At 65.8% G+C, this 23508-nt stretch carries 21 protein-coding genes; 3 read left to right on the forward strand and 18 right to left on the reverse strand.

All coding sequences use genetic code 11. From position 1 onward, the window contains the following. The 8 genes from Q0C42_RS00035 to Q0C42_RS00070 form a co-directional block, all read right to left on the reverse strand. Positions 1-2547 (reverse strand): hypothetical protein (locus tag Q0C42_RS00035; RefSeq protein ID WP_295070186.1); only part of this gene is annotated, 2547 nt, incomplete at its 3' end. Positions 2548-2727: 180 nt separating this feature from the next. After that, the gene (locus Q0C42_RS00040) at positions 2728-4032 is read right to left on the reverse strand and encodes a UDP-glucose/GDP-mannose dehydrogenase family protein (protein ID WP_295070188.1); all 1305 of its coding nucleotides are present in this window, start codon (positions 4030-4032) and stop codon (positions 2728-2730) included. A 175-nt stretch (positions 4033-4207) separates the two neighbouring features. Further along, the gene (locus Q0C42_RS00045; RefSeq protein WP_295070191.1) at positions 4208-5866 is read right to left on the reverse strand and encodes a hypothetical protein; all 1659 of its coding nucleotides are present in this window, start codon (positions 5864-5866) and stop codon (positions 4208-4210) included. Next, positions 5863-6060: a hypothetical protein gene (locus tag Q0C42_RS00050; protein WP_295070194.1), complete on the reverse strand. Its 198-nt coding sequence runs from the start codon at positions 6058-6060 to the stop codon at positions 5863-5865. Before Q0C42_RS00050 ends, Q0C42_RS00045 begins: the two co-directional genes overlap by 4 nt. Next, entirely contained in the window at positions 6057-7334 is a 1278-nt protein-coding gene (locus tag Q0C42_RS00055) for a DUF2793 domain-containing protein (RefSeq protein WP_295070197.1), read from the reverse strand. Before Q0C42_RS00055 ends, Q0C42_RS00050 begins: the two co-directional genes overlap by 4 nt. A gap of 217 nt (positions 7335-7551) precedes the next feature. Then, the gene (locus Q0C42_RS00060; protein ID WP_295070200.1) at positions 7552-8451 is read right to left on the reverse strand and encodes a DMT family transporter; all 900 of its coding nucleotides are present in this window, start codon (positions 8449-8451) and stop codon (positions 7552-7554) included. 68 nt (positions 8452-8519) lie between these two features. Next, the gene (locus Q0C42_RS00065; RefSeq protein ID WP_295070203.1) at positions 8520-9125 is read right to left on the reverse strand and encodes a LysE/ArgO family amino acid transporter; all 606 of its coding nucleotides are present in this window, start codon (positions 9123-9125) and stop codon (positions 8520-8522) included. Then, positions 9118-9501 (reverse strand): ACT domain-containing protein, encoded by a 384-nt coding sequence (locus Q0C42_RS00070; protein ID WP_295070206.1) that lies wholly within the window; start codon positions 9499-9501, stop codon positions 9118-9120. Before Q0C42_RS00070 ends, Q0C42_RS00065 begins: the two co-directional genes overlap by 8 nt. 95 nt (positions 9502-9596) lie before the next feature. Between Q0C42_RS00070 and Q0C42_RS00075 the strand changes: the two genes are divergently transcribed. Then, on the forward strand, positions 9597-10481 hold the full coding sequence (locus Q0C42_RS00075; protein ID WP_295070209.1) for a LysR family transcriptional regulator ArgP: 885 nt from the start codon (positions 9597-9599) through the stop codon (positions 10479-10481). A 54-nt stretch (positions 10482-10535) separates the two neighbouring features. On the opposite strand, the gene Q0C42_RS00080 is transcribed toward Q0C42_RS00075, so the two are convergent. The 6 genes from Q0C42_RS00080 to Q0C42_RS00105 all read right to left on the reverse strand — a co-directional run bounded on the left by Q0C42_RS00080 (position 10536) and on the right by Q0C42_RS00105 (position 15713). Next, the gene (locus Q0C42_RS00080) at positions 10536-10742 is read right to left on the reverse strand and encodes a cold-shock protein (protein WP_103258861.1); all 207 of its coding nucleotides are present in this window, start codon (positions 10740-10742) and stop codon (positions 10536-10538) included. 164 nt (positions 10743-10906) lie between these two features. Beyond that, the gene (locus Q0C42_RS00085; RefSeq protein ID WP_295070212.1) at positions 10907-11647 is read right to left on the reverse strand and encodes a YebC/PmpR family DNA-binding transcriptional regulator; all 741 of its coding nucleotides are present in this window, start codon (positions 11645-11647) and stop codon (positions 10907-10909) included. A 150-nt stretch (positions 11648-11797) separates the two neighbouring features. Further along, positions 11798-12163 carry a hypothetical protein gene (locus Q0C42_RS00090; protein ID WP_295070214.1) on the reverse strand — a complete coding sequence of 122 codons (366 nt, stop codon included), beginning with the start codon at positions 12161-12163 and terminating at the stop codon, positions 11798-11800. Between the two features lie 24 nt (positions 12164-12187). Next, complete coding sequence (locus tag Q0C42_RS00095) at positions 12188-13966, reverse strand: SLC13 family permease (protein ID WP_295070216.1); 1779 nt, start codon at positions 13964-13966, stop codon at positions 12188-12190. Beyond that, entirely contained in the window at positions 13966-14904 is a 939-nt protein-coding gene (locus Q0C42_RS00100; RefSeq protein ID WP_295070219.1) for a DMT family transporter, read from the reverse strand. Before Q0C42_RS00100 ends, Q0C42_RS00095 begins: the two co-directional genes overlap by 1 nt. Continuing rightward, complete coding sequence (locus Q0C42_RS00105; RefSeq protein WP_295070221.1) at positions 14901-15713, reverse strand: TIGR00282 family metallophosphoesterase; 813 nt, start codon at positions 15711-15713, stop codon at positions 14901-14903. The genes Q0C42_RS00100 and Q0C42_RS00105 overlap by 4 nt, the downstream gene beginning before the upstream one ends. Positions 15714-16032: 319 nt before the next feature. On the opposite strand from Q0C42_RS00105, the gene Q0C42_RS00110 reads away from it, so the two are divergent. Both Q0C42_RS00110 and pdeM read left to right on the forward strand, forming a co-directional pair. Further along, positions 16033-18420, forward strand: coding sequence for a ligase-associated DNA damage response DEXH box helicase (locus Q0C42_RS00110; protein ID WP_295070224.1), 2388 nt, complete (start codon positions 16033-16035; stop codon positions 18418-18420). 148 nt (positions 18421-18568) lie between these two features. Next, positions 18569-19216 (forward strand): ligase-associated DNA damage response endonuclease PdeM, encoded by a 648-nt coding sequence (gene pdeM, locus Q0C42_RS00115; protein WP_295070227.1) that lies wholly within the window; start codon positions 18569-18571, stop codon positions 19214-19216. A 28-nt stretch (positions 19217-19244) separates the two neighbouring features. Here the strand turns inward: pdeM and folD are convergent, their stop codons facing one another. The 4 genes from folD to Q0C42_RS00135 all read right to left on the reverse strand — a co-directional run bounded on the left by folD (position 19245) and on the right by Q0C42_RS00135 (position 23420). Beyond that, entirely contained in the window at positions 19245-20135 is an 891-nt protein-coding gene (folD, locus tag Q0C42_RS00120) for a bifunctional methylenetetrahydrofolate dehydrogenase/methenyltetrahydrofolate cyclohydrolase FolD (RefSeq protein WP_295070229.1), read from the reverse strand. Between the two features lie 13 nt (positions 20136-20148). Further along, the gene (locus Q0C42_RS00125) at positions 20149-21042 is read right to left on the reverse strand and encodes a bifunctional 5,10-methylenetetrahydrofolate dehydrogenase/5,10-methenyltetrahydrofolate cyclohydrolase (RefSeq protein ID WP_295070231.1); all 894 of its coding nucleotides are present in this window, start codon (positions 21040-21042) and stop codon (positions 20149-20151) included. 323 nt (positions 21043-21365) lie between these two features. Continuing rightward, positions 21366-21677 carry a chorismate mutase gene (locus tag Q0C42_RS00130; RefSeq protein ID WP_295070254.1) on the reverse strand — a complete coding sequence of 104 codons (312 nt, stop codon included), beginning with the start codon at positions 21675-21677 and terminating at the stop codon, positions 21366-21368. Between the two features lie 66 nt (positions 21678-21743). Beyond that, positions 21744-23420, reverse strand: a complete 1677-nt coding sequence (locus tag Q0C42_RS00135) for a formate--tetrahydrofolate ligase (RefSeq protein ID WP_295070257.1) — start codon at positions 23418-23420, stop codon at positions 21744-21746. Between the last annotated feature and the right edge of the window lie 88 nt (positions 23421-23508).

Here is a 23508-nt window from a genome sequence, read left to right on the forward strand (position 1 = left end):
CTCGCCGCTGTTCCAGGCCCCGTTGGTCAGGTCCGACCACACCCCCGCGCCCGCATCGGCGTGGCTGACCAGATCGCGCCCCGCGCCCCCCTCCAGACGGTCCGCCCCCGCTCCGCCCAAAAGCGTGTCATCCCCCTCGCCCCCGTAAAGCCCGTCAGTCCCCGCCCCGCCCGACAGCCAGTCATGGCCCCCGCGACCGGTCACCACATCGTTCCCAGCGGCAGCCAGGACCCTTTCGCCAAGGTCACTGCCGACGAAACTGTCTGCAAAGCCGGTGAGGACGAACCCTTCGATCGAGAGATAGCTGTCGCCAACGGCATCCCCGGTGATCAGAGCAGGGTTGGTCAGGTCGATGCGGATCGCAACCAGATTGCCTTCATAGCTGGCGAAGTCGATGCCGGCGCCGCCGTCCAGCCGGTCCCCGCCTTCGTCGCCCTGCAATGTGTCGTTCCCGTCGCCGCCAAACAGCGAATCGTTGCCATTTCGCCCGACCATTCGGTCGTTCCCCTCCATTCCGAAGATCTGGTTGCCCTGTGCATCGCCGCCAAGCGTGTCATGATAGCCCGATCCCTCCAGATCTTCGATTGCGAGATAGCTGTCGCCGGCTGCCTCGCCCGTGTTGCGGTCCGGCTGGCCAAGATCGGCCACCAGAGCAATGGCAGCTTCACGGTAGCAGGCCCGGTCGCGGCCGATCCCACCGTCCAGGAGGTCCGCCCCCAATCCACCCAGCAGCGTATCGTTGCCGAAGCCACCGAACAGGCTGTCGGACCCCGCTCCGCCGTTCAGCCGGTCATGGCCATCCACACCGTCGATGCGGTTGGCGAAGCTGTCTCCGGTCAGCTGGTCCGAAAAGGCCGATCCGATGATGCCTTCGATCGAAACATAAGTTTGGCCGGTTGCGATGTTGGTGTTGTGGTTCAGGCTTTCCAGGTTCAACCGCACCGCTCCGGTCGCGCGGGTCAGAACGATGGTGTCGAAACCCGCGCCCCCCTCCAGCGTGTCGATGCCCGACGAGACCATGAACATGTCGTCGCCCGCGCCGCCCTGCAGGACGTCGATCTGGTTGGTGCCGTAGATCAGGTTTTCGGGATCGGGACCCGAGGGAAGGGCATGCCAGAGGCTGATGACGTCCTTCAGATGGAACCCCACCGGCAGGAGCGGCAGGCCATTGGGTGTGCGCAGTTCCAGGATCTCTTCGCCGTAGGTGATCGTCGCCCCCGTCGCGGTTGCGGTGATGCTCAGCGCAGCCAGCGAATGGATCGGACCCCAGCCCGACAGGTCGATGCGGTCGGTTCCCAGCTGGAAGTCACCGATCACGTCCCGCACACCGTCGGCCGTCAGAACGAAGGTGTCGGCCCCCGCGCCCCCAAACAGCGTGTCCTGACCCGCCCCGTCGGACAGGATGTCCGTGCCCTGCCCACCTGCAATCCCCTCATCCCCGTCGCCGCCTAGGATCATGTCCGAGTCCGCGGTTCCGGTCAGGTTCCCTGCGACCGGGCTGCCGGTCTGGATCGGCGTCAGGGTCCCCGGATCAAGCTGGAGCCGGGTGATCCCCGCGCTCTCCCCGGTGATGAAAAGCTCGATCATGCCGTTCACCACCCGCGCGGTCATCGCGGTGATATTGTCTAGCATCACACCCGGGGTCTGCAGCATCTGGCCGCAAAACAGCAACTGGCCGTCGGGCGTCAGAGTCATCACAGTCAGCCCTTCGTCCCCGCCGCCTGCGATCACGAAGACCCGGTCGCCCACCGTGGCAGTCGCCAGCGCCTGAACGCCCTGAAACCGGGTATCCAGCGTGTCGATGACGTGATCCGCGACCCGCATGGCGCCGTCCGCCCCGATGCCCAGCACGCTGACCGACGACGACCCGGCCGAGGCGACGACGAGGTAGGTCACCCCGGACATCTCGACCACTTCGACATCCGACGGATCGTTGATTCCAAGACCGTTCGGCGCGCCGATCATCCGGGGGTTGCCCAGCGCCCCGCTGGCACCCACGGGAAAAGCGCGCACCACGTCGGCGTCCAGCGACAGGCTGACGAGGAACCGGTTGCCGCCCACCGTCACCGGTATCAGCGACGAGATGTCGACCCCCGGATGCGCCCCGTCCAGCACGCGCGACCCGATCAGGGTCATCGCACCATTGGCAGCGACCGAATAGGAATGGATCGTGCTTTCACCCGAGCGCGCGGCGTAAAAGAAGGTCTGCCCCCCGACCTGGACCACGCTTTGCGCCGCCAGCGCGCCCGACAGGCTGCCCGGCAGCTGCAGCGGCGAAAGCAACGCCCCGTCGCCCCCCAGTCCGTAGGCCATCACGCCCGCCGTGCTGCCCCCCGTGACCACCAGATGCCGCGCACCGTTGATCAGCACGGTTTCCAGCACCGCCTCGGCCGGCAGGGACGCGCCCGGTGTCAGGCTTTCCTGATCGACCAGCGTCATCGCTCCGGTCACGTCCAGCGCCAGGACCCCGCCTCCGGCGCGCGTGGCGGTGTAAAGCAGCACCCGGCCACCCTGCACCACCAGCTCCAGATCGGAGATGCCGGACACCATATGCAACGGCGCCGCAGAAAATACGTCCACTACCTGAAAGTTGATCACTTTCGGCCCCAGTCACACACCCATGTACCCAAGGTGAAGACTGCGCCTGAACCGGGTTACAGCTGGTGAAGCAATCTGGGCGCAATCGCGGCGTTTCCCCGCGATTTTCGGTAAAGCTGGCTAAAAGCCTTAGCGTCCGACGCCGATATAGGCGGTAAAGCCCGCGTCGCGGACTTCGGCGGCATCATAGATGTTGCGCAGGTCGGCCATTTGCGGGTTCGCCATCTTGCGCGCCAGCTTTGCCAGATCCAGACCGCGGAACTCGTTCCATTCGGTCAGCAGGACAAGGAGGTCGGCATCGTTGGCCGCCTGATAGGGATTTTCGATCCATTTCACGCCCGGCAACAAGGCTTCGCCCTCGTGCCGGCCTTGGGGATCGCTGATGCGGACCTTGGCACCGGCCCCGACCAGCGCCGGAATGATGGTCAAAGCCGGGGCATCGCGCATGTCGTCAGTGTTCGGCTTGAACGTTACACCCAGCACCGCGATGGTCTTGTCGCGCAAGGTGCCACCACACAGATCGACGATCTTGTCGATCATCCGGCGCTTCACCTCCTCGTTGACCTTGATCACGGTCTCGACGATCTGCATCGGTGCGGCATGTTCCTGCCCAATCCGCGCCAGGGCCTTGGTATCCTTCGGAAAACAGCTTCCGCCATATCCGGGCCCGGCATGCAGGAACTTGTCGCCGATCCGGCCGTCCATGCCGATGCCCTTGGCCACCATCTTCACATCCGCGCCGACCTTTTCGCACAGCGCCGCCATCTCGTTGATGAAGGTGATCTTGGTGGCAAGAAACGCGTTGGCTGCGTATTTGATCATCTCGGCGCTTTCCAGTCCGGTGTAGACCATCGGGAATTCGCGCAGCGACAAGGGGCGGTAAAGTTCGGCCATGACCTTGCGCCCGCGCGCCGTCTCCACCCCCACGATCACCCGGTCCGGGCGCATGAAATCGTCGATCGCCGCGCCCTCGCGCAGGAATTCGGGGTTCGAGACCACGTCGAACTCCGCCTCCGGATTCGCTGCACGCAACGCCTCGGCCACCTTGCGGTTGGTCCCGACCGGCACCGTGGATTTCGTCACGACCACCGCATATCCCGTCAGCGCCCTGCCGATATCAGCCGCGGCGGCCATGACGTAGCTCAGGTCGGCATGCCCGTCGCCCCGTCGCGTCGGAGTGCCCACCGCGATGAACACCGCTTCCACCCCGGCCACCGCGGTCTCAAGGTCCGTAGAAAAGGACAACCGGCCCGCCGCCGCGTTCTTCGCGATCAGCGCTTCCAGCCCCGGCTCGAAGATCGGCACCTCACCCCGCGTCAGGCGCTGGATCTTGGCTGCGTCCTTGTCGACGCAAACCACTTCGTGTCCGAAATCAGAAAAACAGGCACCCGAGACCAGCCCGACATATCCCGTACCGACCATCGCGATGCGCATGATGCCGCCCTCTTGCCCAGGGGGCCTGTCTATGCAGGCCGCCCGGACCTGTCAAATCGGGCCCCTTTTAACCTGAGGGACCCAAAGCTGCTTACCCGGCTGTCAGGCCGGGCGACGCGGGCCTCGCTGCCGGCCAGAATCGCCAACCCAACCGCCCGCGTCGCTCTTCTACTCGTCAATAATCCGTTTCGATATACAGGCTCATCGTCGTAAAGCCGATCACCGAGGACACGCCGCCCACGCTCATATAGCTGAACGGATTGATCAGCGCCGTTGTAGAGGGCAGATCTGTGGTCACCGTTCCGCTTGCCACTGCGCCCGACACCAGGTTCGTCACCTCGTAGCCCAGCGATTGCGTCGTGCCCGGCCGCGCAAACAGCGCCAGTTCGTAAACCGAGGTCAGGTCGGCGTTGGGTTTCGGGAAACCTGCGCCAAGGTCGATCTTCGTTGCAGTCCCGGTTCCGTCGTTGTGCATGAACTGGATGTTCGTATCCGCCGAGTCATAGCCCATCCCGCAAATGTTGGTCTGGGTCGACGGATTGATGTCCGTGGGCGCCGCAGTCGTATTGCGCATCCCCACGAAGGCCCGGTGCGACGCGTTGGTGACGCCGGTTGCCGGACCCCGGCGCCAGACCAGGTGAAAGCCGCCCAAGCCTGCCGATGGCCCACCAAGGGTGAACTGCAACGCCCCGCCCCGGATGCCCGCAACCGCCGTGGTCGACGCGGTCGTGATCCGCCAGGACCGTCGGCGCATGTAGTTGTGCAGGTTGGTCGTCGCCACGTTCTCCGTCGTCGCCGTGCCGGTGGCCGAGATGACCAACCCCATCTGGGTGTCCGCCCCACCGTTCCCGGCCGGGACGAAAAGCCCCATCTTGTTGCGACCGAAGAAGGGTTGCAGCGAAGTATCCAGCCCCGCCGGCCCGACAATCGCCGGGAGGATACGCCCGCCTACATCCCGCCCGAACAGTTTCACCCCACCCGCCGCCGGGGCCGTCGGGGTTGCGATCGCGGGCAGGCGCAGTTGGCCCCCTTCAATCTCGACATCCGCCGCCCCCGCGAAACTGCCCGCGTTGTTGAACTGGATCTCGCCGTTCGCACCGCCCGGTGAACCGCCACCCCCGCCCGCGGGCGCAGCCCAGGTCCCGTCGGCCCGCAGAAAGTTGGCCGTGCCCCCGCCCGACGCCGGAGCCAACCCTTTCGCGCCTGAACTGAACGTGTCCAGAATCCCCGTAACCTGCGTTCCCGTCAGGTCCGCCGGGTCTGCCGCCGACCCCGTGGCGTTGCCCTTGATGGTCGTGGCCGGCATATTGGCCAGCTTTGCATTCGTCACAGCATCGGCATCGACCGTCCAGGTCGCGCCCGAGCCGCTGACAGTGATGTCGCCCTTGTCGCCATCGCTGACGCCTCCTGCCGGAGCCGCCCAGGTCCCGTCCGCCCGCAGAAAGTTCGCCGTCCCCCCGCCCGAAGCCGGAGCCAATCCCTTCGCTGCACTGGAGAAGGTGTCGAGAAGTGCTGTCGCCTGCGTTCCCGTCAGGTCCTCCGGCGCTCCCGTTCCCGCCGTCGCCCGGCCCTTCAACGTCGCTGTCGCCACGTTGGCCAGCTTGGCATTGGTCAGCGTTGCCGCCGCAACCTGCGCGTCCACCAGCGGCCCAGCCACGATGTTGCCCGCGACCCGCCCGACGACCGAGTTCGTCGTCACCGCCAGGTCCGCCGGGTCCGCACTCGACCCGGTTGCGTTGACCTTGACCGTGTTGGGCGCCATGTCCGCGGCCTTGGTGTTGTCCACCGCATTGGCCGCGATGGTCAAAGCCGTGCCACCCGCCGTTTTCGTCACATCCCCCGTGAAGGCGCAGTCCGGATCGACCCCGTCCCGCTGAACTCGATCCCGCCGCTGACCGTGATCGCCTCCGGATCGCCCGTCCCCGCCGTATCCCGACCGACCAGGCTGTCGGTGGCAATATCCGCCAGCTTGGTGAAGCCCACCGCATTGGCCGCAATCGTGATGGCCCCGTCCGCGACCGAAGTCACGTCCCCGGAATGGTTCGGGTGGACATAATTGTTCGCCCCCGCCGCAACCCCGTCCAGCTTTGTCTTGTCCGCGCCGACAGGAAGCCCGCCACTGATACGGTGGCCACCGCATGCAGCGCACCGCCAGCGCGGGTACCATGCGCCGTGTCGTCGAACCGCGCCGCAGGCAGCGTCCCCGCCGTCAGATCGGCAGCCGAGCCGCTGGTCGCCACCCCCGCCAATCCGGTGATGGTGCCTGCCGCCTGCGTCCCCGTGTGGTTCGCGCGTGCCAGCAGGACCGCATCCGCCGCGTTCGCCGTCGCTCCGTTGGCGACGTTCAGGATCGTGCGCACCTGCGTCGCCGTCAGCGCCTCGGGGCTGCCAGTCCCCGCCGTGGTCCGGCCCAGGATCGTGCTCGTCGCCAGGTCTGCCAGCTTGCCCAGCGTGACCGCACCGGGATCGATGGTCCAGACCGCACCGGACCCCGAGACGATAATGTCGCCCTTGTCGCCGTCGCTGACTCCGCCGCTCGCGCCGCCGACCACCTGCGTCACCCCGGCGCTGCGGACCTTGACCTCGCCCGTGGTGGTGTTCAGCCACAATGTCCCGTCGGCAGCTCCCGCCGGGTCCGCCGCCTGCCCGCCCAGATGCAAGGGCTGCGGCAGCGTCACCTCGCCCGTCGCCGCATCCGCCTCCAGCGCCGTGAAGAAGGTCGATCCATCCGCGCTCACCTTGACGCTGAAGTCATCCGACCCTGCGGTGCCCATCTCGGCCCGGCCACCGAAGCCGGTCTGGAACAACAGGCTCGCCGTATCGCCCGCCACCGCCTTGTTCAGCTTCAGCTGATGGCCCGAGCCCGCATGGTTCAACAGCGTCGCGGGAGAGGAAACCGCCAGCCGGTTCGTCGCATCCGGCGTGGCCGAGACGCCCAGGCGGCCCACGGTGAACGGCCCATCCGACAGCGCGATCCAGGTCAGCCCGTTGTAGAAGGCCATCTGGCTTTCCGCCATCACATAGGCCTGCCAGCCCGCCAGCGGCTGGGTGAACTGCCAACCGGCCTCGGTGAAAACAGCAATGCGCCCGGATTGCCCGGCCCAGGGGCCCGTGGCACCCGCGGCCACGATATGCCGGTCGCCGATCGTGGGCAGCGGCGGGGCCGTGGTCAGCGTGCGGTTGATCACCGCAAGCTGGACCATGAGGTCCAGCTTCACCAGCGCCTCGTTGTGGGTGACATGCTTCTGCGCCTGCGCCGGAAGGATCAGGGGCAGCGACAGGATCGTCGTTTCATCGGGCATCAGAACCTCCGCGGGATCGCCTTGGCCTGGACCCTAGGGAAGCTGCCTTTACACTCGCTGATCGGACCGTGCGCCGGGAAGCCCCGGCCCGCAACGGACCACGCCTGGACGCATCGCCCACCCGACGCCTGCGCCCATGCATGCGGGCGTCATCGCCCACACCCGACCATTGCCAGGACGTGCGCAAAGTAGGGTGGGCGATGCGCCCACCCTGCGCTCAGGGATCCTCGACCAGCGCCGGTGCCACCCGGTCCCGCTTGGCCTCCATCCAGGTGTTCACGCTGATCGCCAGGATGATCAGCGCGCCCCCGGCCAGAACCCAGGTTTCCACCGGCTCGCCAAAGGCAAGTGCCCCAAGCAGCGCCGCCCAGATCAGTTGCAGGAAGGTGACCGGCTGCGTCACCGCCAGAGGAGCCGCGCGGAAGGCCCGCGCCATCGCGTAATGCCCCAGCGTCGCCAGCGCTGCCACGCAGGCCAGCCAGGCGCACTGCTCCCAGCGCACCGGCTGCCATTGCACCATCGCCAACGGCAAAAGCCCCACCGTCACCGTCACCGACAAGACCGCCACGATCATCGAAGCCGGAGCCTCCCGGCTCAGCCGCTTCGCGATGATGTAGCTCAACGAGAAGAACACCGTCGCCCCCAACTGCGACAGGTGTCCCAGCGACAATTCCCGCACCCCCGGCCGCAGGACAATCAACCCGCCCACCACCGCGACCAGAACCGCAGCGACCCGGCGCGCGCCCAACCCTTCGCCCAGCATCAACCCGCCGATCACCAGCACCATCACCGGCCCCAGGAACGCAATCGCCGCCATTTCCGCCACCGGCACCCGCGCCATGGCATAGAACCACAGCACCACCGCAACGACATGCAAAGCCCCACGGCCCAGGAACATCCGGCCCACGCCCGGGTCGAACCGCATTCCCCGCATCGCCCAAAGGGCTGGAAGCAGGAACAGAAGGCCAAATCCGAATCGGATGAACGCCGACTGCGCTGCGGGAAGCTCGGTCCCAAGGTATCGGACGATCCCGTTGACCCCCACAAAGGAAAGCCCGGCTCCCGCCATCCACAAGGCCCCCTCAAGGGGTCGTCCAAGATCATTCACGGCTTGCATGGCGGGACAGAAGCCGAATGCAAAGGCGAAGGCAACCCGCCTGTCCCGGCACAAGGGGCTTTGCCCACTCAGCCCCCAAACGCCAGGCCGGCGGCGATGGCCCACATCGTCACCCCCACCGCCACTTCCAGCCAGACCCAGGCCGCAGGCCTCGCGAAGACCGGGGCCAGCAACCGGGCCCCGAACCCCAGCGCCGTGAAGAAACTCAACGAGCCCAGCGCCGCCGCCGTCCCGAAAGCCAGTTGCCACGGCGCATACTGAGCCGAGATCGATCCGATCAGCAACACCGTGTCCAGATAAACATGCGGGTTGGCCCAGGTCAGCACCAGGCAGGTCGCGACCACCCGGCCCAATGGAACCACCTTCGCTTCCGAGGGCAAAAGCGCCTCTCCGCCTTGCAGGGCCGCGCGAAACCGTAAAGCGCCGTAGACCAGAAGGAACGCCACGCCCAGCACACGCATCGTCTCGCCGATCCAGGGCGCCATTTGCGACAGGGCACCGAACCCCGTCACTCCGGCGCCAATCAGCACCGCGTCCGACAGCGCACAGATGGCCACAACCGCCGCCACATGCTCCCGCCGCAACCCCTGCCGCAACACGAAGGCGTTCTGCGCTCCGATTGCCAGGATCAGGCTGATCGCCACCAGATACCCGTGAATGGCGGCCTCAAGCACGGGACAGCTCCTGCAAGGCGGCCAGCGCATCATGCCGCCGGGGCCACTGGACAAAGATGTGGTCGTGGTGGAACCCCGCGATCACGTTTGCGCTGATCCCCTCTGCCGCCAGAGCCCCGGCAATCGCGGCAGTCAAGCCAACCGCGGCAAGGTCGCTGTGGACCGTCAGGCTCAACCGCGCCCAGGGATCCGACTGCATCCCTGCCGCCTCCATGTCCGCCAGTGCGGCCACAACCGTCAGACCCTCGGCCTCGGCCACCGTCGCAAAGGGCTGAAGCGTCAGTGCCCCGGTGGTCCAGACCCCGAAACCGTAGGAAACGTCCGACAGGACCGGCTGCATGTCCCGCAACAAGACCACAATATCCCGCTCACCCATGACCGACCCTCCGTGACGCTTCCGTTCGGGCTTGACTAACGGCAGGACTTGGAATCAATCAAATTAAATCCTCTGCGACAAAGTTAGCGAAACTGATGCTGGACCTCGACCAACTGGCCGCTTTGGCGGCCGTCCATCGCCGCGGGTCCTTCGATTTCGCCGCTGCGGCGCTTGGGGTCACCGCATCGGCCATATCGCAACGGATAAAGGCGCTTGAAGAGACGGCCGGGACATTGCTCGTCCGCCGGGGTCAGCCCTGCACGGCGACCGCAACCGGGCTTCGCCTGATCCGCTATCATGACGAGGTCGCGCTTCTGGAGCGAACCTTGCTGGTCGATCTGCCAGGCCTGTCCGCCGGGCCTGCCACGCTTCGTATCGCCGTCAACGCAGACAGCCTGGCCACCTGGGTCGTCCCGGCATTGGCAGCGACGGAAGGCCTGCTGTTCGACCTCGTGATCGATGAAGAGGATGTCAGCCAGGACTGGCTGAAACGGGGGGAGGTCGTCGCCGCCATCACTTCCCACGCCGGTCCGCTTCAGGGGTGCGATACCCTACCACTCGGTCGCTTGCGCTTTCGCGCCACCGCCTCACCCGCGTACGTGAAACGCTGGTTCCCCGACGGCCCGACCGCCGAGGCTCTGTCCCGGGCACCGGCAGTGACCTTTTCGGACAAGGACCGATTGCAGGAAAGCTGGATCATCCGGCAGACCGGCACCAGCGCCCGCCGGGTGCTGTTTCCCAGCCACCGGATCGCTTCGCCGCAAGCATTCCTTGACGCCGCTCTGCATGGCCTTGGCTGGAGCATGAACCCGGAAATACTCGTGGCACGCCACCTCGCCGCCGGGACACTGGTCGAACTGGTCCCTGACACACACCTCGACGTGGCGCTGCATTGGCAGTTCACCCGTCTCGCCGCCCCGGCTTTGGCACCCGTCACCGAAGCCATCCGCCGTGCTGCCCGAAACACCCTGGTGCAATAGAAAACGGGGGCGGCTTGCGCCACCCCCGTTCCCTGGTCCCCGAAGGGATAAGGCTTACGCCAGAGCCAGGTTCACAGCCGATTCACGGCCGTTACGATCCTGCTCGATGTCATAGGTCACGGCCTGCCCATCGGGCAGCGAGCGGATGCCCGCACGCTCAAGCGCGGTCACGTGGACGAAAACGTCCTTGGAACCGCCTGCGGGAGCGATGAAGCCGAAGCCTTTGGTGGCGTTGAACCATTTCACGGTGCCATTGGCCATCGTGATGTCTCCTGTCATGTATGCCACCCGCAGCGTGCGGTGGCCTGGCCCAGTGTCGTCACGATCGAAGCTGAAGGCCGAAGCAGACAGTAGAACGAAAGAGAAGAAGCTTTGCCCCCCACACATGCGCGCTTTCGGCTCAAAAAGCAAGGGGCAGCAAAGAATTAAAGCTGGGCCGCCACGTCTTCGGGGACGTCGAAGTTGTGCGTCACAGTCTGCACATCATCGTCTTCCTCCAGAAGATCGATCAGCCGCATCAGCTTCTGCGCGGTGTCCAGATCGACATCGGTCCGGCTTTGCGGCCGCCAGACAAGCTTGGATTCCGTCGATTCTCCCAGCGCCTTTTCCAGCGCGTCCGACACTTCGGACAGGCTTTCCACCTGGCAATAGATCCAGTGGCCGTCCTCGTCCGACTCCACGTCGTCCGCTCCGGCATCCAGCGCCGCCATCATCACGTCATCGGCAGACCCGACCGTGGCCGGATAGGAAATCTCGCCGACGCGGTCGAAGCTGTGCGCAACCGAGCCCGTGGTGCCCAGGTTCCCGCCACACTTGCTGAAATAGCTGCGGACGTTCGACGCGGTCCGGTTCAGGTTGTCGGTCATCGCCTCGACGATGATCGCGATCCCGTTGACGCCGTAACCCTCATAGCGGATCTCGGTATACTCTGCCCCATCGCCCATCTGCGATTTCTTGATGGCACGGTCGATCACGTCCTTCGGCATCGACAGCGCCTTGGCCGCCTTGACCGCCAGCCGCAGCCGGGGGTTCATGTCGACGTCAGGCATCCCCATCTTGGCCGCGACGGTGATTTCCTTCGACAGCTTGGAAAACATCTTCGAGCGCAGCTTGTCCTGCTTGCCCTTGCGATGCTGGATGTTCGCCCATTTCGAATGGCCTGCCATTTGGCCTTACCTCAGTCCCATTTCGATGATGGCGTCCTCTACACCGGCGCGCCGCTCAAGAGCAACCCCCGCGCCCGGGAACGCTCCTCGGCGACTTCGTCCCTCGTCGCAGGCGAGGAGAAGTCGAAGAAGTACGACGAGCGCCGCGTCTCAGTCGTCCGACAGATCGGCCGGCGGTGGCGAGACGAAGACATGATCCCGTCCCATCGCATCGGTGATCACCACCTCGGCCATCGGCGGCACCGCGCCCTCAGCCCCTAACGCCTCGGTCAGGCCGGTGAAAAGCTGCCGCAAGAGGTTCGGGTTCTCGACCACATCCACGGCATAGCCATACCCCGGCCCGCAGTCGTCGAACCGTCCCGCGCCGCCAGCCGCGGCCCAGCCCGCCCGGCACACCGTCCCGTCGGACAGCGTCAGCGTCAGCACTTCCGCCGACAGCCGCGCCGCCTGCGGAACCGGGGTCGCCTGCAGCCCCACACAGCCGCCAAGCGTCAGAACCAACAGAAGCTTCCGCATGTCGCTCTCCTTAAGGGGGCCAGCTTACAGGGGCCAGATCAGCGGGATCAACGCGCAGCTGACCAGCATCACGATGATGTTCAGCGGCAATCCGATCCGGGTGAAATCGCTGAAGCGATAGCCCCCCGGCCCGTAGACCATCATGTTGGTCTGATACCCCACCGGGGTCGCAAAGGCGAGCGTGGCCGAGAACATCACCGCCACCACGAAAGGCCGCGGATCATGGCCCAGCTTTTCGGCCAGTTCGATGGCGATGGGCGTGTAGATCACCGCCACGGCGTTGTTCGACAGGAACTCGGTCAGCACGAGGCCGATGAAATAGACTGCCAGGATCATCGCGAATGGCCCGAGATTCTCCAGCCAGGGCGCGACGCCGGTCACGATCATCCCGACGGCACCCGACTGCTCCAGCCCCTCGCCCACCGCCAGCATCGCGAAGATCATCGCCAGCAAGCGCCCGTCGACAAAGGAAAACGCCTCGTCGCTGTCCACGCATTGCGTGATCAGGATCACCGCCACCGCCAGCAGCGCCAAAGGCAGGATCGGCGCCAGGTCCAGCGCGGACAAGACCACGATCAGCGCCAGCGCACCCAGCGCGATGGGGGCCTTCGCGCGCCGGAACGCCATGACGCGCGGCCGGTTCACGTCGACCAGGTCCATGTCCGCCGCAAGCCGCTGGATATCCTCGACCGTGCCCTCCAAAAGCAAGGTATCACCCACCCGCACGATCAGATCGTCCAGCTGCCGCCCGATGTTCTGGTTCCGCCGGTGCACCGCCAGCACATAGACGCCATAGCGCCGCCGAAGCCGCAGATCGCCCAGCCTGTTGCCCTCCATCCGGCAGCCGGGACCGATCAGCACCTCCACCGTCTCGGTGTTCACCGACGACAGCTTGTCGACCAGATGCACGTCCGTGCGTTCGTGCAGGCCCATCAGCTCGGTCATCTCGGTGCGCAGGACCACCCGGTCCCCCGCCTCCAGCGTCACCGGAGCCAGGTCCCGCCGCAAGCTGGCATCGCCGCGCAACACGTCGATCACCCGCACGCCGTCGCGCTTGAAAAGGTCGATGTCCATGACCGGCTGGCCGATCAACTGGCTGTCCTCGGGGACTGCAACCTCCGTGAAGAACTTCATCTTGCGCCGGTCGTTCAGCAGCACGCCCATCGACTGCCGCACCGGCAGAAGCCGATCGCCGAACAGCATCAGATACAGCCCGCCCGCGATCGTCACCGCGATCCCCAAGGGCGCGATCTCGAACATGCTGAAATGCTCCAGCCCCTGCTTCACCGCGACCCCATCCACTAGGATGTTGGTCGAGGTGCCGATAAGCGTGATCATCCCGCCCAGAACCGTCATGTAACTGAGCGGAATCAGCAGCTTGGACGGAGCCGTGCCCAGCTTCATCGCCAACTGGATCACCACGGGGATCATCACCGCAACCAGCGGAGTGTTGTTCATGAAGGCCGAGGCCAGCGCCGTGGTCCCGATCAGCACCGCGACGGTGGTCTTCGGCCGGTCCCACGCGTGACGCCCCACAGCCGTTATCACCGCCTCGACCGCGCCAGTCCGCACCATTCCGCCCATCACCAGGAACATCAGCGCGATGGTCCAGGGGGCCGGGTTCGACAGGACCGAGCTCGCCTCCTTCACCGGCAGGATTCCCAGAGCCAGCATCGCGGCCGCCGCGCCGATGGCCGTAACCTCGACCGGTGTGCGCTCCAGCACGAACAGCACGAACATGACCACCAGAATCGCCAGCGCGACCCAGGGCTGGAACTCTGCCGGGATGGACAGTCCGAACATCAGACCGCCCCCTTCTTCGCCCGTTCGCGGGGCTGCACCAGGGCCACCCCCGCCAGCATCACGGCCAGAGCCACCCACACCGTCGCCGAGGGCCGCTCGCCCAGTAGCACCATCGCCCAGATCATCCCCGCCGCCGTCACCAGATAGCTCGACTGCGCAGCAAAGACTGCCCCGGCTGTCGCGGCCAGCCAGACATAGCTTGCGTAAAGCAGCGCATGCAGCGCCGAGGACAGCACCAGCGCCCAGTCATCCCGGCCCATGGGCCAGGGCGAATAGCTCTGATCCATCACAAGCATCACCGGCGCGCACAGGATCAGGCCCATCAGGCTTGCCCCCAGCATCGCCTGCAACGCATCCATCCCCAACGTGCCGCGATGGGCCACGTAGGTCGCCTCCATCGCATAGAACAGCGGCCCCACCAGCGCCACCGGCAGCCACGCGACCAGCGCCGCATCCGGCAGCGCCGCCCCCGGAGCCGCCAGAAGCCCCACCCCCAGAAGCCCCATCGCCAGGCCGACCAGCCGCAGGGCCGAAAACCGGTCCATCCCCAAAGCCAGCGCCATCGGAAAGGCCAGCATCGGGATCATCGCGATGATGATCGACATGACGCCCGACGGCAGATGCGCCACCGAGGCATAGAAGGTCCCGTTCGGGATGATCGTCCCCAGCACCGCCACCACGGCATAGAACCGCAGCGCGGGGACCGTCAGCTTCATCCCTTTCCGCCGCACCAGCGCAATCGCGCCCAGGACGACGACCATCACCACCTGCTGCCAGAAGATCAGCCCGAAGGGTCCATGCCCCGTCTCGGTCGCGATCTTGCCCAGGGGATGGGTCGAGCCCCAGCCGATCCCAAGCCACAGCAGCACGCCGACGAAGAACCAGCGCCCCGGCGTTCCCCGGCCGGGAACCGGCGCAGCCTCTGTCACGGCGCTCACGGCACCGACTCCTGCAACTTGCCGCCGACCCGGATCATCCGCACCTTCTGGGCAAGCCCCGTCTTGTCGTCGGTCTCGACATAGACCCCCGACAGCGTCGCTTCGCCATTCGCAGGCTCGAACCGCCCCTTGGCCATCCCGGTCAGAAAGCGGCGGAGCGGCTCCAGCTTCTCCATCCCGATCACGCTGTCATAATCGCCGCACATGCCCGCATCGGACTGATACGCCGTGCCCTTGCCCAGGATCATCGTATCACTGGTCGGCACATGGGTATGCGTGCCCACCACCAGCGACGCCATCCCGTCGCACCAATGCCCCATCCCCATCTTCTCGGATGTGGCCTCGGCATGGAAATCGACCACCGCCGCCTGCACCACCCCCCCCAGGGTATGCTGCTTCAACACCGTCTCCAGAGCGCTGAAGGGGTCGTCAAACGGGCGCTTCATGAACACCTGCCCCAGGGCCTGCGTCACCAGAACCTTCCGACCGTGGGTCGCTTCGAACACCCGGAACCCCCGCCCCGGAGCCACCTTCGAGAAGTTCAGCGGCCGCACGATCCGCGGCTCCTGCTCGATGAAGCTCAGCATGTCCTTCTGGTCGAAGGCATGGTCCCCCAGCGTCAGGCAATCCGCCCCAGCCGCCAGCAGCTCCTTCGCATGATCGCCAGTGATCCCGGCCCCCTGGCTCGCGTTCTCGCCGTTCACCACGACGAAATCCAACCCCCAGGCTTGCCGAAGTCCCGGCAGCCGCTCGATCACCGCCGCCCGGCCTGACCGGCCCACGACATCGCCCAGAAAAAGCAGTTTCATACGTCCCGATTAGGCGGGGGACCGGGTTCCGGCAAGCGGAATGACAGCGCAGCCCCGGAAAAAGCGCCGCAATTCCGGCGGCACTGCCTTGTCCGGAACAACCGCCCAAGAGCGAGTCGCTTCTCCGAAAATCCTCCGCCAGAGCAAATCCTTCTCCTCCAGCGATTCGCCCAGAAGGTTGCCGACTTCGGCGCTGATGTCGGGGCAGACGAACGGAAGACGCGATGCAGACATAAGTTTAACTGCGGGATCAACAGCTTATCACAGTACACGCCGCACGCCGTTTCCCTGCCCACCCCGCCGCGTTATCTCTTTGTTCATGACCAATCTCCCCCCCGCCCTCGCTGACTGGTTCGCCGCCAAGGGCTGGGCCCTCCACCCCCACCAGCTCGACATGCTGGCCAAGGCCCAGGACCCCGCCACCCTCCTCATCGCCCCGACCGGAGGTGGCAAGACCCTCGCCGGGTTCCTCCCCACCCTCGCCGAACTCGGGCCAAACCCCGCGCCGGGTCTCCACACCCTCTACGTCTCCCCCCTCAAGGCGCTGACCGCCGATATCCGCCGCAACCTCGGCACTCCCATCGAAGGCGCGGGCCTGAAAATCCGGGTCGAGGATCGCACCGGCGACACCTCTTACACCCAGCGCCGCCGCCAGCGCGCCGACCCGCCGCACATCCTCCTGACCACACCGGAAAGCCTCGCCCTCCTCCTCAGCTACGAAGATGCCCCCCGGATTTTCCAAGGCATACAGCGGGTCATCATCGACGAAATCCACGCCCTCGCCGAATCCAAACGCGGCGACCAGCTCGTCCTGCAGATCGCCCGCCTGCAATCCCTGAACCCCGGCCTCCGCCGCATCGGCCTTTCCGCCACGGTCGAGAACCCCCCGGCCCTCGCCCGCTTCCTCGCCCCCGAAACCACCATCCTCGAAGCCGACCCCGGCCCCGACCCCGACATTTCCATGCTGGAAACTGAGGCGCCCCCCCCCTGGTCCGGCGGCGGCGGACGCTACGCCATCCCCGCGATCCTGAACGAAGTCACCCGCCACCAGACCACCCTCATCTTCCACAACACCCGCGCGCAGGCAGAGCTTTTCTTCCACGACCTCTGGCTTGCCAACACCGAAGACCTGCCCATCGGCATCCACCACGGCTCTCTCTCCCGCGAACAGCGCGAGCGGGTCGAACATGCCATGACCGCTGGCGCCCTCCGGGCCGTCGTCTGCACCGGCTCCCTCGATCTCGGCATCGACTGGGGCGATGTCGATCTCGTGATCCAGGTCGGCGCGCCGAAGAACGTCAAGCGCCTCGTCCAGCGCATCGGCCGCGCCAACCACCGCTACAACGCGCCCTCGAAAGCGCTCCTCGTCCCGGCCAACCGCTTCGAAGTCGTCGAATGCCAGGCGGCTCTCGACGCCGTGCACGCCCATACCCTCGACGGCGAGCCCCGCGGCCCCGGGCCACGCGATGTCCTTTGCCAGCACATCCTCGCCACCGCCTGCTCCGGTCCCTTCGACGCCGACCAGCTTTACGCCGAAGTGACCACAGCCGGCCCCTACGCGGCCCTCACCAGACCCGAATTCGACGCCTGCCTGGATTTCACCGCCACCGGCGGCTACGCGCTGAAAGCCTACGACCGCTGGCAGCGACTGAAACAGACCCACGGGAACTGGCACCTCCGCGACCCCCGCGCCGCTGCCCTGATCCGCCAGAACCTCGGCACCATCATCGATACCGAGAACCTGAAGGTCCGCCTCCGGAACCATGGCGCACCGCTCGGCGAGGTCGAGGAAGGCTTCGCCGCCTCCCTCACCCCCGGCGACACCTTCCTCATCGCCGGCCAGATCGTCCGCTACGAATCCCTGCGCGAGATGACGGTGGAGGTCTCAAAAACCCCCGGACGCGACCCCAAGGTCGCCGTCTTCAACGGCACCAAGTTCGCCACCTCCACCCTCCTCGCCGACCGCATCCTGGAAATCTTCCAGCAACCCAGCTGGCCCGACCTCCCCGCCCACACCGCCCAGTGGCTCTCCCTCCAGCGGGAGGTCTCGCGCCTTCCCGACCCCCACTCACTCCTCCTCGAAAGCTTCCCCCACGACGGCCGCGAACACCTGGTGATCTACGGCTTTGCCGGCCGCAACGCCCAGCAGACCCTCGGCCTCCTCGTCACCAAACAGATGGAACAACAAGGCCTTGCCCCCTTGGGCTTCGTCGCCACCGACTACGCCACCCTCACCTGGGGCCTCGACCCGGTCACCGACCCCGCCCCCCTCTTCAGCCTCGAAACGCTCAGAGACGGCCTCGAATCCTGGCTCTCCGGCAACGCCGTGATGAAGCGCACCTTCCGTGACACCGCCATCATCTCCGGCCTGATCGAACGCTCCCACCAGGGCCGCCGCAAGTCCGGCCGCCAGGCCACCTTCTCCTCCGACATCCTCTACGACACGCTCAAGAAGTACGACCCCGACCACCTTCTGCTGCAGATCACCCGCGAAGAGGCGCTCCGCGGCCTCATCGACTTTTCCCGGATCGAGGCGATGCTCGCCCGCGTCGGCCCCAACATCGACCTCAAACGCCTGAAACGGGTCACCCCCCTCGCCGCACCGCTCTTCTTCGAACCCAGCCGCATCCCGGTCCAAGGCGAAGGCCGCGACCGCCTCGCCGTCTCGCAGGCCCAAGCGCTGATGGAAGCCGCAGGCCTCGCCTGACCTTTCATCTTTGCCCAAATATCCCCGCGCGGAGCGCATCCGAGGCAAGCGGCGCAGTCCGCGCAGCCGAGGCAAAAACCTTGTGCGAAGCACTCAATTTCACAGCCGCCCCTTGAAGCAGACCCGCCGCCGGGGCATTCACCCACCCATGCACCACGCGCTCTTCTTCCACGGCGAAACGCTGCACCTGATGCCCTCGGGCGCGCTTCACTGGCCCGCGCGGAAGACGCTTGCCGTCTCCGACCTGCACTTGGGCAAATCCGAACGCCTCGCCCGCCGGGGCGGCACGCTGCTCCCCCCCTACGAGACGCAGGCGACGCTGGAAAAACTCGACCGTGACCTTGAACACACCAGGGCCGAGACCGTCATCTGCCTCGGCGACAGCTTCGACGACCTCGCCGCGCTGGACGGCATCGAAGAGACCTCACGCCTCTGGATCACCCGTCTCATGGCCGGCCGCGACTGGACCTGGATCACCGGCAACCACGACCCCGGACCGATCGACCTTGGCGGCACGCACCGGGCGGAACTGAAGCTCCAGCCCTTCACCTTCCGCCACATTGCCGATCCTGCCGATCGGGCCGAGATTTCAGGCCACTACCACCCCAAGGCCAGCCTGGCGGGCCAGTCGAAGCCCTGCTTCCTGGCCGACGCCAGCCGCCTCATCATGCCCGCCTACGGCGTCTACACCGGAGGCCTCCGGTCGCATCACTCGGCCCTGACCGCTCTGATGGCAAAGGACGCGCTGGCCATCCTGACCGGCCCGCGCGTCCTTGCAATTCCAATGCCCAAGTAGGGTGTGCCTTCAGGCGCACCTATGCCACCTATGCCGTCAGCCCCTTCGGCTCGGCCAGCCCGTTCGTCCGGCAGCAGGCCGTCATCGTGTTGGCCAGAAGGCAGGCAATCGTCATCGGCCCCACCCCGCCCGGCACCGGAGTGATCGCCCCCGCCACTGCCGCAGCGCTTTCGTAATGCACGTCGCCCACCAGCTTCGCCTTGCCGTCGCGCTCGATCCGGTTGATGCCGACGTCGATCACCGTCGCCCCCGGCCGCACCATGTCGCCCGTGATCATCTCGGGCCGCCCGACCGCCGCCACCAGAATATCCGCCCGCTTGCAAACCTCGGCCAGATCCTTGGTCCGCGAATGCGCGATCGTCACCGTGCAGCTGTCGCCCAGCAGCAACTGAGCCATCGGCTTGCCCACGATGTTCGACCGCCCCACCACCACGGCGTTCAACCCGGCCAGCTTCCCATGATGGTCCCGCAGCATCATCAGGCACCCGAGTGGGGTGCAGGGCACCATCGACTTCTGCCCGGTCCCCAGAAGTCCGACGTTCGAAATGTGAAATCCGTCCACATCCTTCGCCGGATCGATCCGGTTGATCACCAGTTCCGAGTTCAGATGCCCCGGCAGCGGCAGCTGCACCAAAATCCCATGCACCGCAGGGTCCGCGTTCAGCGTGTCGATCAGGGCAAGCAACTCCGCCTCGCCCGTCTCTGCCGAAAGCCGATGTTCGAAAGATGCCATTCCGACCTCGATGGTCGAAGCGTGCTTGTTCTTCACATAGACCTTCGAGGCCGGGTCCTCGCCCACCAGCACGACCGCCAATCCCGGCGTCAGACCATGTTCGTCCTTCAGCCGCGCCACATGCTCTGCGACCTCTGCCCGCACCTTGGCCGCGAAAGCCTTGCCGTCGATCACCTTGGCCGTCATCCCGTATCCTCCGTTAGACCGCAGCAGCAAATGCCGTGCGGTAATGTTCCATTTGCAGGCGCGTCGCCAGCACTGCGTTCTTCATCAGAATCGCCACCGTCACCGGGCCGACCCCGCCCGGGACGGGAGTGATCCAGCCCGCCACATCCTTGCAGCTGGCAAAATCCGCATCGCCTACCGTCTTGGCGTTTCCGTCAGGATCGACAACGCGGTTGATCCCGATATCGATCAGCGCCGCCCCCGGCTTCAGCATCTCTCCGCGCACAAGGCCGGGCTTACCCACCGCCACGAAGACCGCATCCGCCGCACGGGAATGCACCGCGACCTGCCGCGTCATGTGGTGGCAGACCGTCACCGTCGCCCCCAGCCCCATCATCAGAAAGGCGATGGGCTTGCCCACGATCTCCGAATGTCCGATCACGCAGACGTCCAACCCCTCCATCGTCAGGGGCAGCGTCTTCAGGATCTCCACCGCCGCGACCGCCGTACAGGGGCCAAGGGTCAGGTCATTATAGACGATGTTGCCGATGGACGAGGGGTGCATCCCCTCCACGTCCTTCATCGGATGCACCGCCTTCTGCAGCGCCTTCACCGGGATATGTGCGGGCAAGGGCCGCTGGATGATGATCCCGTTGACCCGCGGGTCCGCATTCAGGCCCGCAAGGACACCCTGCAACTGCTCAAGGCTGATGCTGTCGGGATAATTGCGCGCCTCGAAAGCCACGCCATTGGCTTCCGCCGACTTCTGCTGGTTCCTGACGTACAGCTCCGCCGCCGCCACATCCCCAACCGAGATCGACACCAGCCGCGGCGCCCAACCAAGGGCGGTCAGCCGCCCCGCCTCCGCCTTCGTGTCGTCACGCATCCGGGCCGCGATGGCCTTGCCGTCGATCAGCGTGGCCGTCATGTCATCCCTCGTTCTTGTCGCGCGCCTTATGTGGCGGCGCAGTCTCGTTATCCTTGAGTGGACGCAGCGTGTGCGCCTCGTAGCGGTAGTAGCGAAGTAGCGCCGTCCAAGGATACTTCAGAACCCAGACGCCCAGCCCCAAGATGCCGACCATGAGCAAACCGCCACCTCGACTGCCCCCACTAGATGCAAGCGGTCCCAGGACATACATTGCCCCAGCAAGCACGGCGCAGAGAAAGGCAGCCGACAGCACCGCCAACCCCAGGGCAAACAGCACCTCAACCAACCGTCCACCGGGCCTGCCGTGGTGAGTCGTCACCCCCTCATCCCTTCCGCAGACTGTCCGGTCCAAGCTTGTTTTCTTCACGCGCGATGGACCAGTCGATCAGCCGCCGCCACAGCTTTTCCACCAGCTCGGGCGGCAGCCCGTAGGTTTCGGCATGGGCGCGCACGTTCGACACCACTTCCTCCACCCTGCTTCCGATCCGAGCCGGCAGATCCACCTCGGCCTTGATCTCCGCCGCGCGGTCGATATAGCCCGCCCGTTCCGCGAACAGCCGGACGAGGTCTTCGTCCAGCCGGTCGATCTCGGCCCGGATCTCGGCCATCGTGGTGCAATCGGCGGGCTTCAGCATCTTGGTCTCCCTTCGCAAAGGCCTCCCCGAGATAAGGGGAAGCCCTGCAAAGGGCAATGCGACCGCTTAGAACAGCCCTTCGACGTTGCCCTCGTCGTTCAGCCGGATCACTTCGGCCGACGGCACCTTGGGCAGGCCCGGCATCGTCATGATCTCACCGCAGATCGCTACGATGAAGCCAGCGCCAGCCGAGAGCCGCACTTCGCGGACCGGAACGGTGTGGCCGGTCGGCGCACCCCGTACGGTCGGGTCGGTGGTGAAGCTGTACTGGGTCTTCGCCACGCAGATCGGCAGGTGGCCGTAGCCAGCCGCTTCCCAGGTCTTCAGCTGGTCGCGGATCGACTTGTCGGCGATCACCTCGTCAGCGTGGTAGATGCGCTTGGCGATGGTCTCCAGCTTCTGGAACAGCGGCATCGCATCGGGATACAGCGGCGCGAAGTTGGCCGCGCCCGATTCCGCCATCTGCACGACCTTGTGCGCCAGTTCCTCGATCCCTTCCGACCCCAAAGCCCAATGCTTGCACAGGATCGCCTCGGCACCCTGTTCGGCGACATAGGCCTTCACGGCGGCAATCTCGGCATCGGTGTCGCTGTAGAAATGGTTGATCGCGACGACGACCGGCACCCCGAACGACTTCACGTTGCCGATGTGACGGCCGAGGTTCGGGCAGCCCTTCTGCACGGCCTCGACGTTTTCCGCCCCAAGATCGGCCTTCGCCACGCCGCCGTTCATTTTCATCGCCCGCACCGTGGCGACGATCACCGCGGCGGAAGGCTTCAGCCCCGCCTTGCGGCACTTGATGTCAAAGAACTTCTCGGCGCCAAGGTCAGCCCCGAAACCGGCTTCGGTCACGACGTACTCGCCCAGCTTCAGCGCGGTCTTGGTCGCGATGACCGAGTTGCAGCCGTGTGCGATATTGGCGAACGGCCCGCCGTGCACGAAGGCCGGGTTGTTCTCCAGCGTCTGCACGATATTCGGCTGCATCGCGTCCTTGAGAAGCACCGTCATCGCGCCGTCGGCCTTGATGTCGCGGGCATAGATCGCCTTTTTCTCGCGGGTATAGGCGACGACGATGTCGCCCAGACGCTTCTGCAGGTCGTCAAGGTCGTTGGACAGGCAGAGGATCGCCATGACTTCCGAGGCCACGGTGATGTCGAACCCGGTCTGGCGCGGGAAGCCGTTGGCGACGCCGCCCAGGTTCACCACGATGTCGCGGAGCGCGCGGTCGTTCATGTCCATGACCCGGCGCCAGACGATCCGGCGCTCGTCGATCTGCAGTTCATTGCCCCAGTAGATGTGGTTGTCGATCATCGCCGACAAAAGGTTGTGCGCGCTGGTGATCGCGTGGAAGTCGCCGGTGAAGTGAAGGTTCATCTCCTCCATCGGCACGACCTGCGCCATCCCGCCGCCCGCAGCGCCGCCCTTCATCCCGAAGTTCGGGCCAAGGCTGGCTTCGCGAATGCAGACCACGGCCTTCTTGCCGATGCGGTTCAGACCGTCGCCCAGACCCACCGTGGTCGTCGTCTTGCCCTCGCCCGCCGGGGTCGGGTTGATCGCGGTCACCAGGACCAGCTTGCCATCGGGACGGCCCGCCAGCGACTTGATGAACTCCTGGCTGACCTTGGCCTTGTCGTGGCCGTAAGGCAGCAGGTGCTCCGACGGGATGCCCAACTTGGCACCGATCTCCATGATCGGCTTCTTCTTCGCTTCGCGTGCAATCTCGATGTCGGTCTTGAAGGCCATGTGCGTCTCCCCGATGGGCTTATGTGCGGCAAATTGTGCCATTTGCGACGTGATACCGGTCCGGAGCCACTTGCCGAAGGTGTTTTGC

The sequence above is a fragment of the Tabrizicola sp. genome (assembly GCF_022842145.1).
GTDB lineage: Bacteria > Pseudomonadota > Alphaproteobacteria > Rhodobacterales > Rhodobacteraceae > Tabrizicola.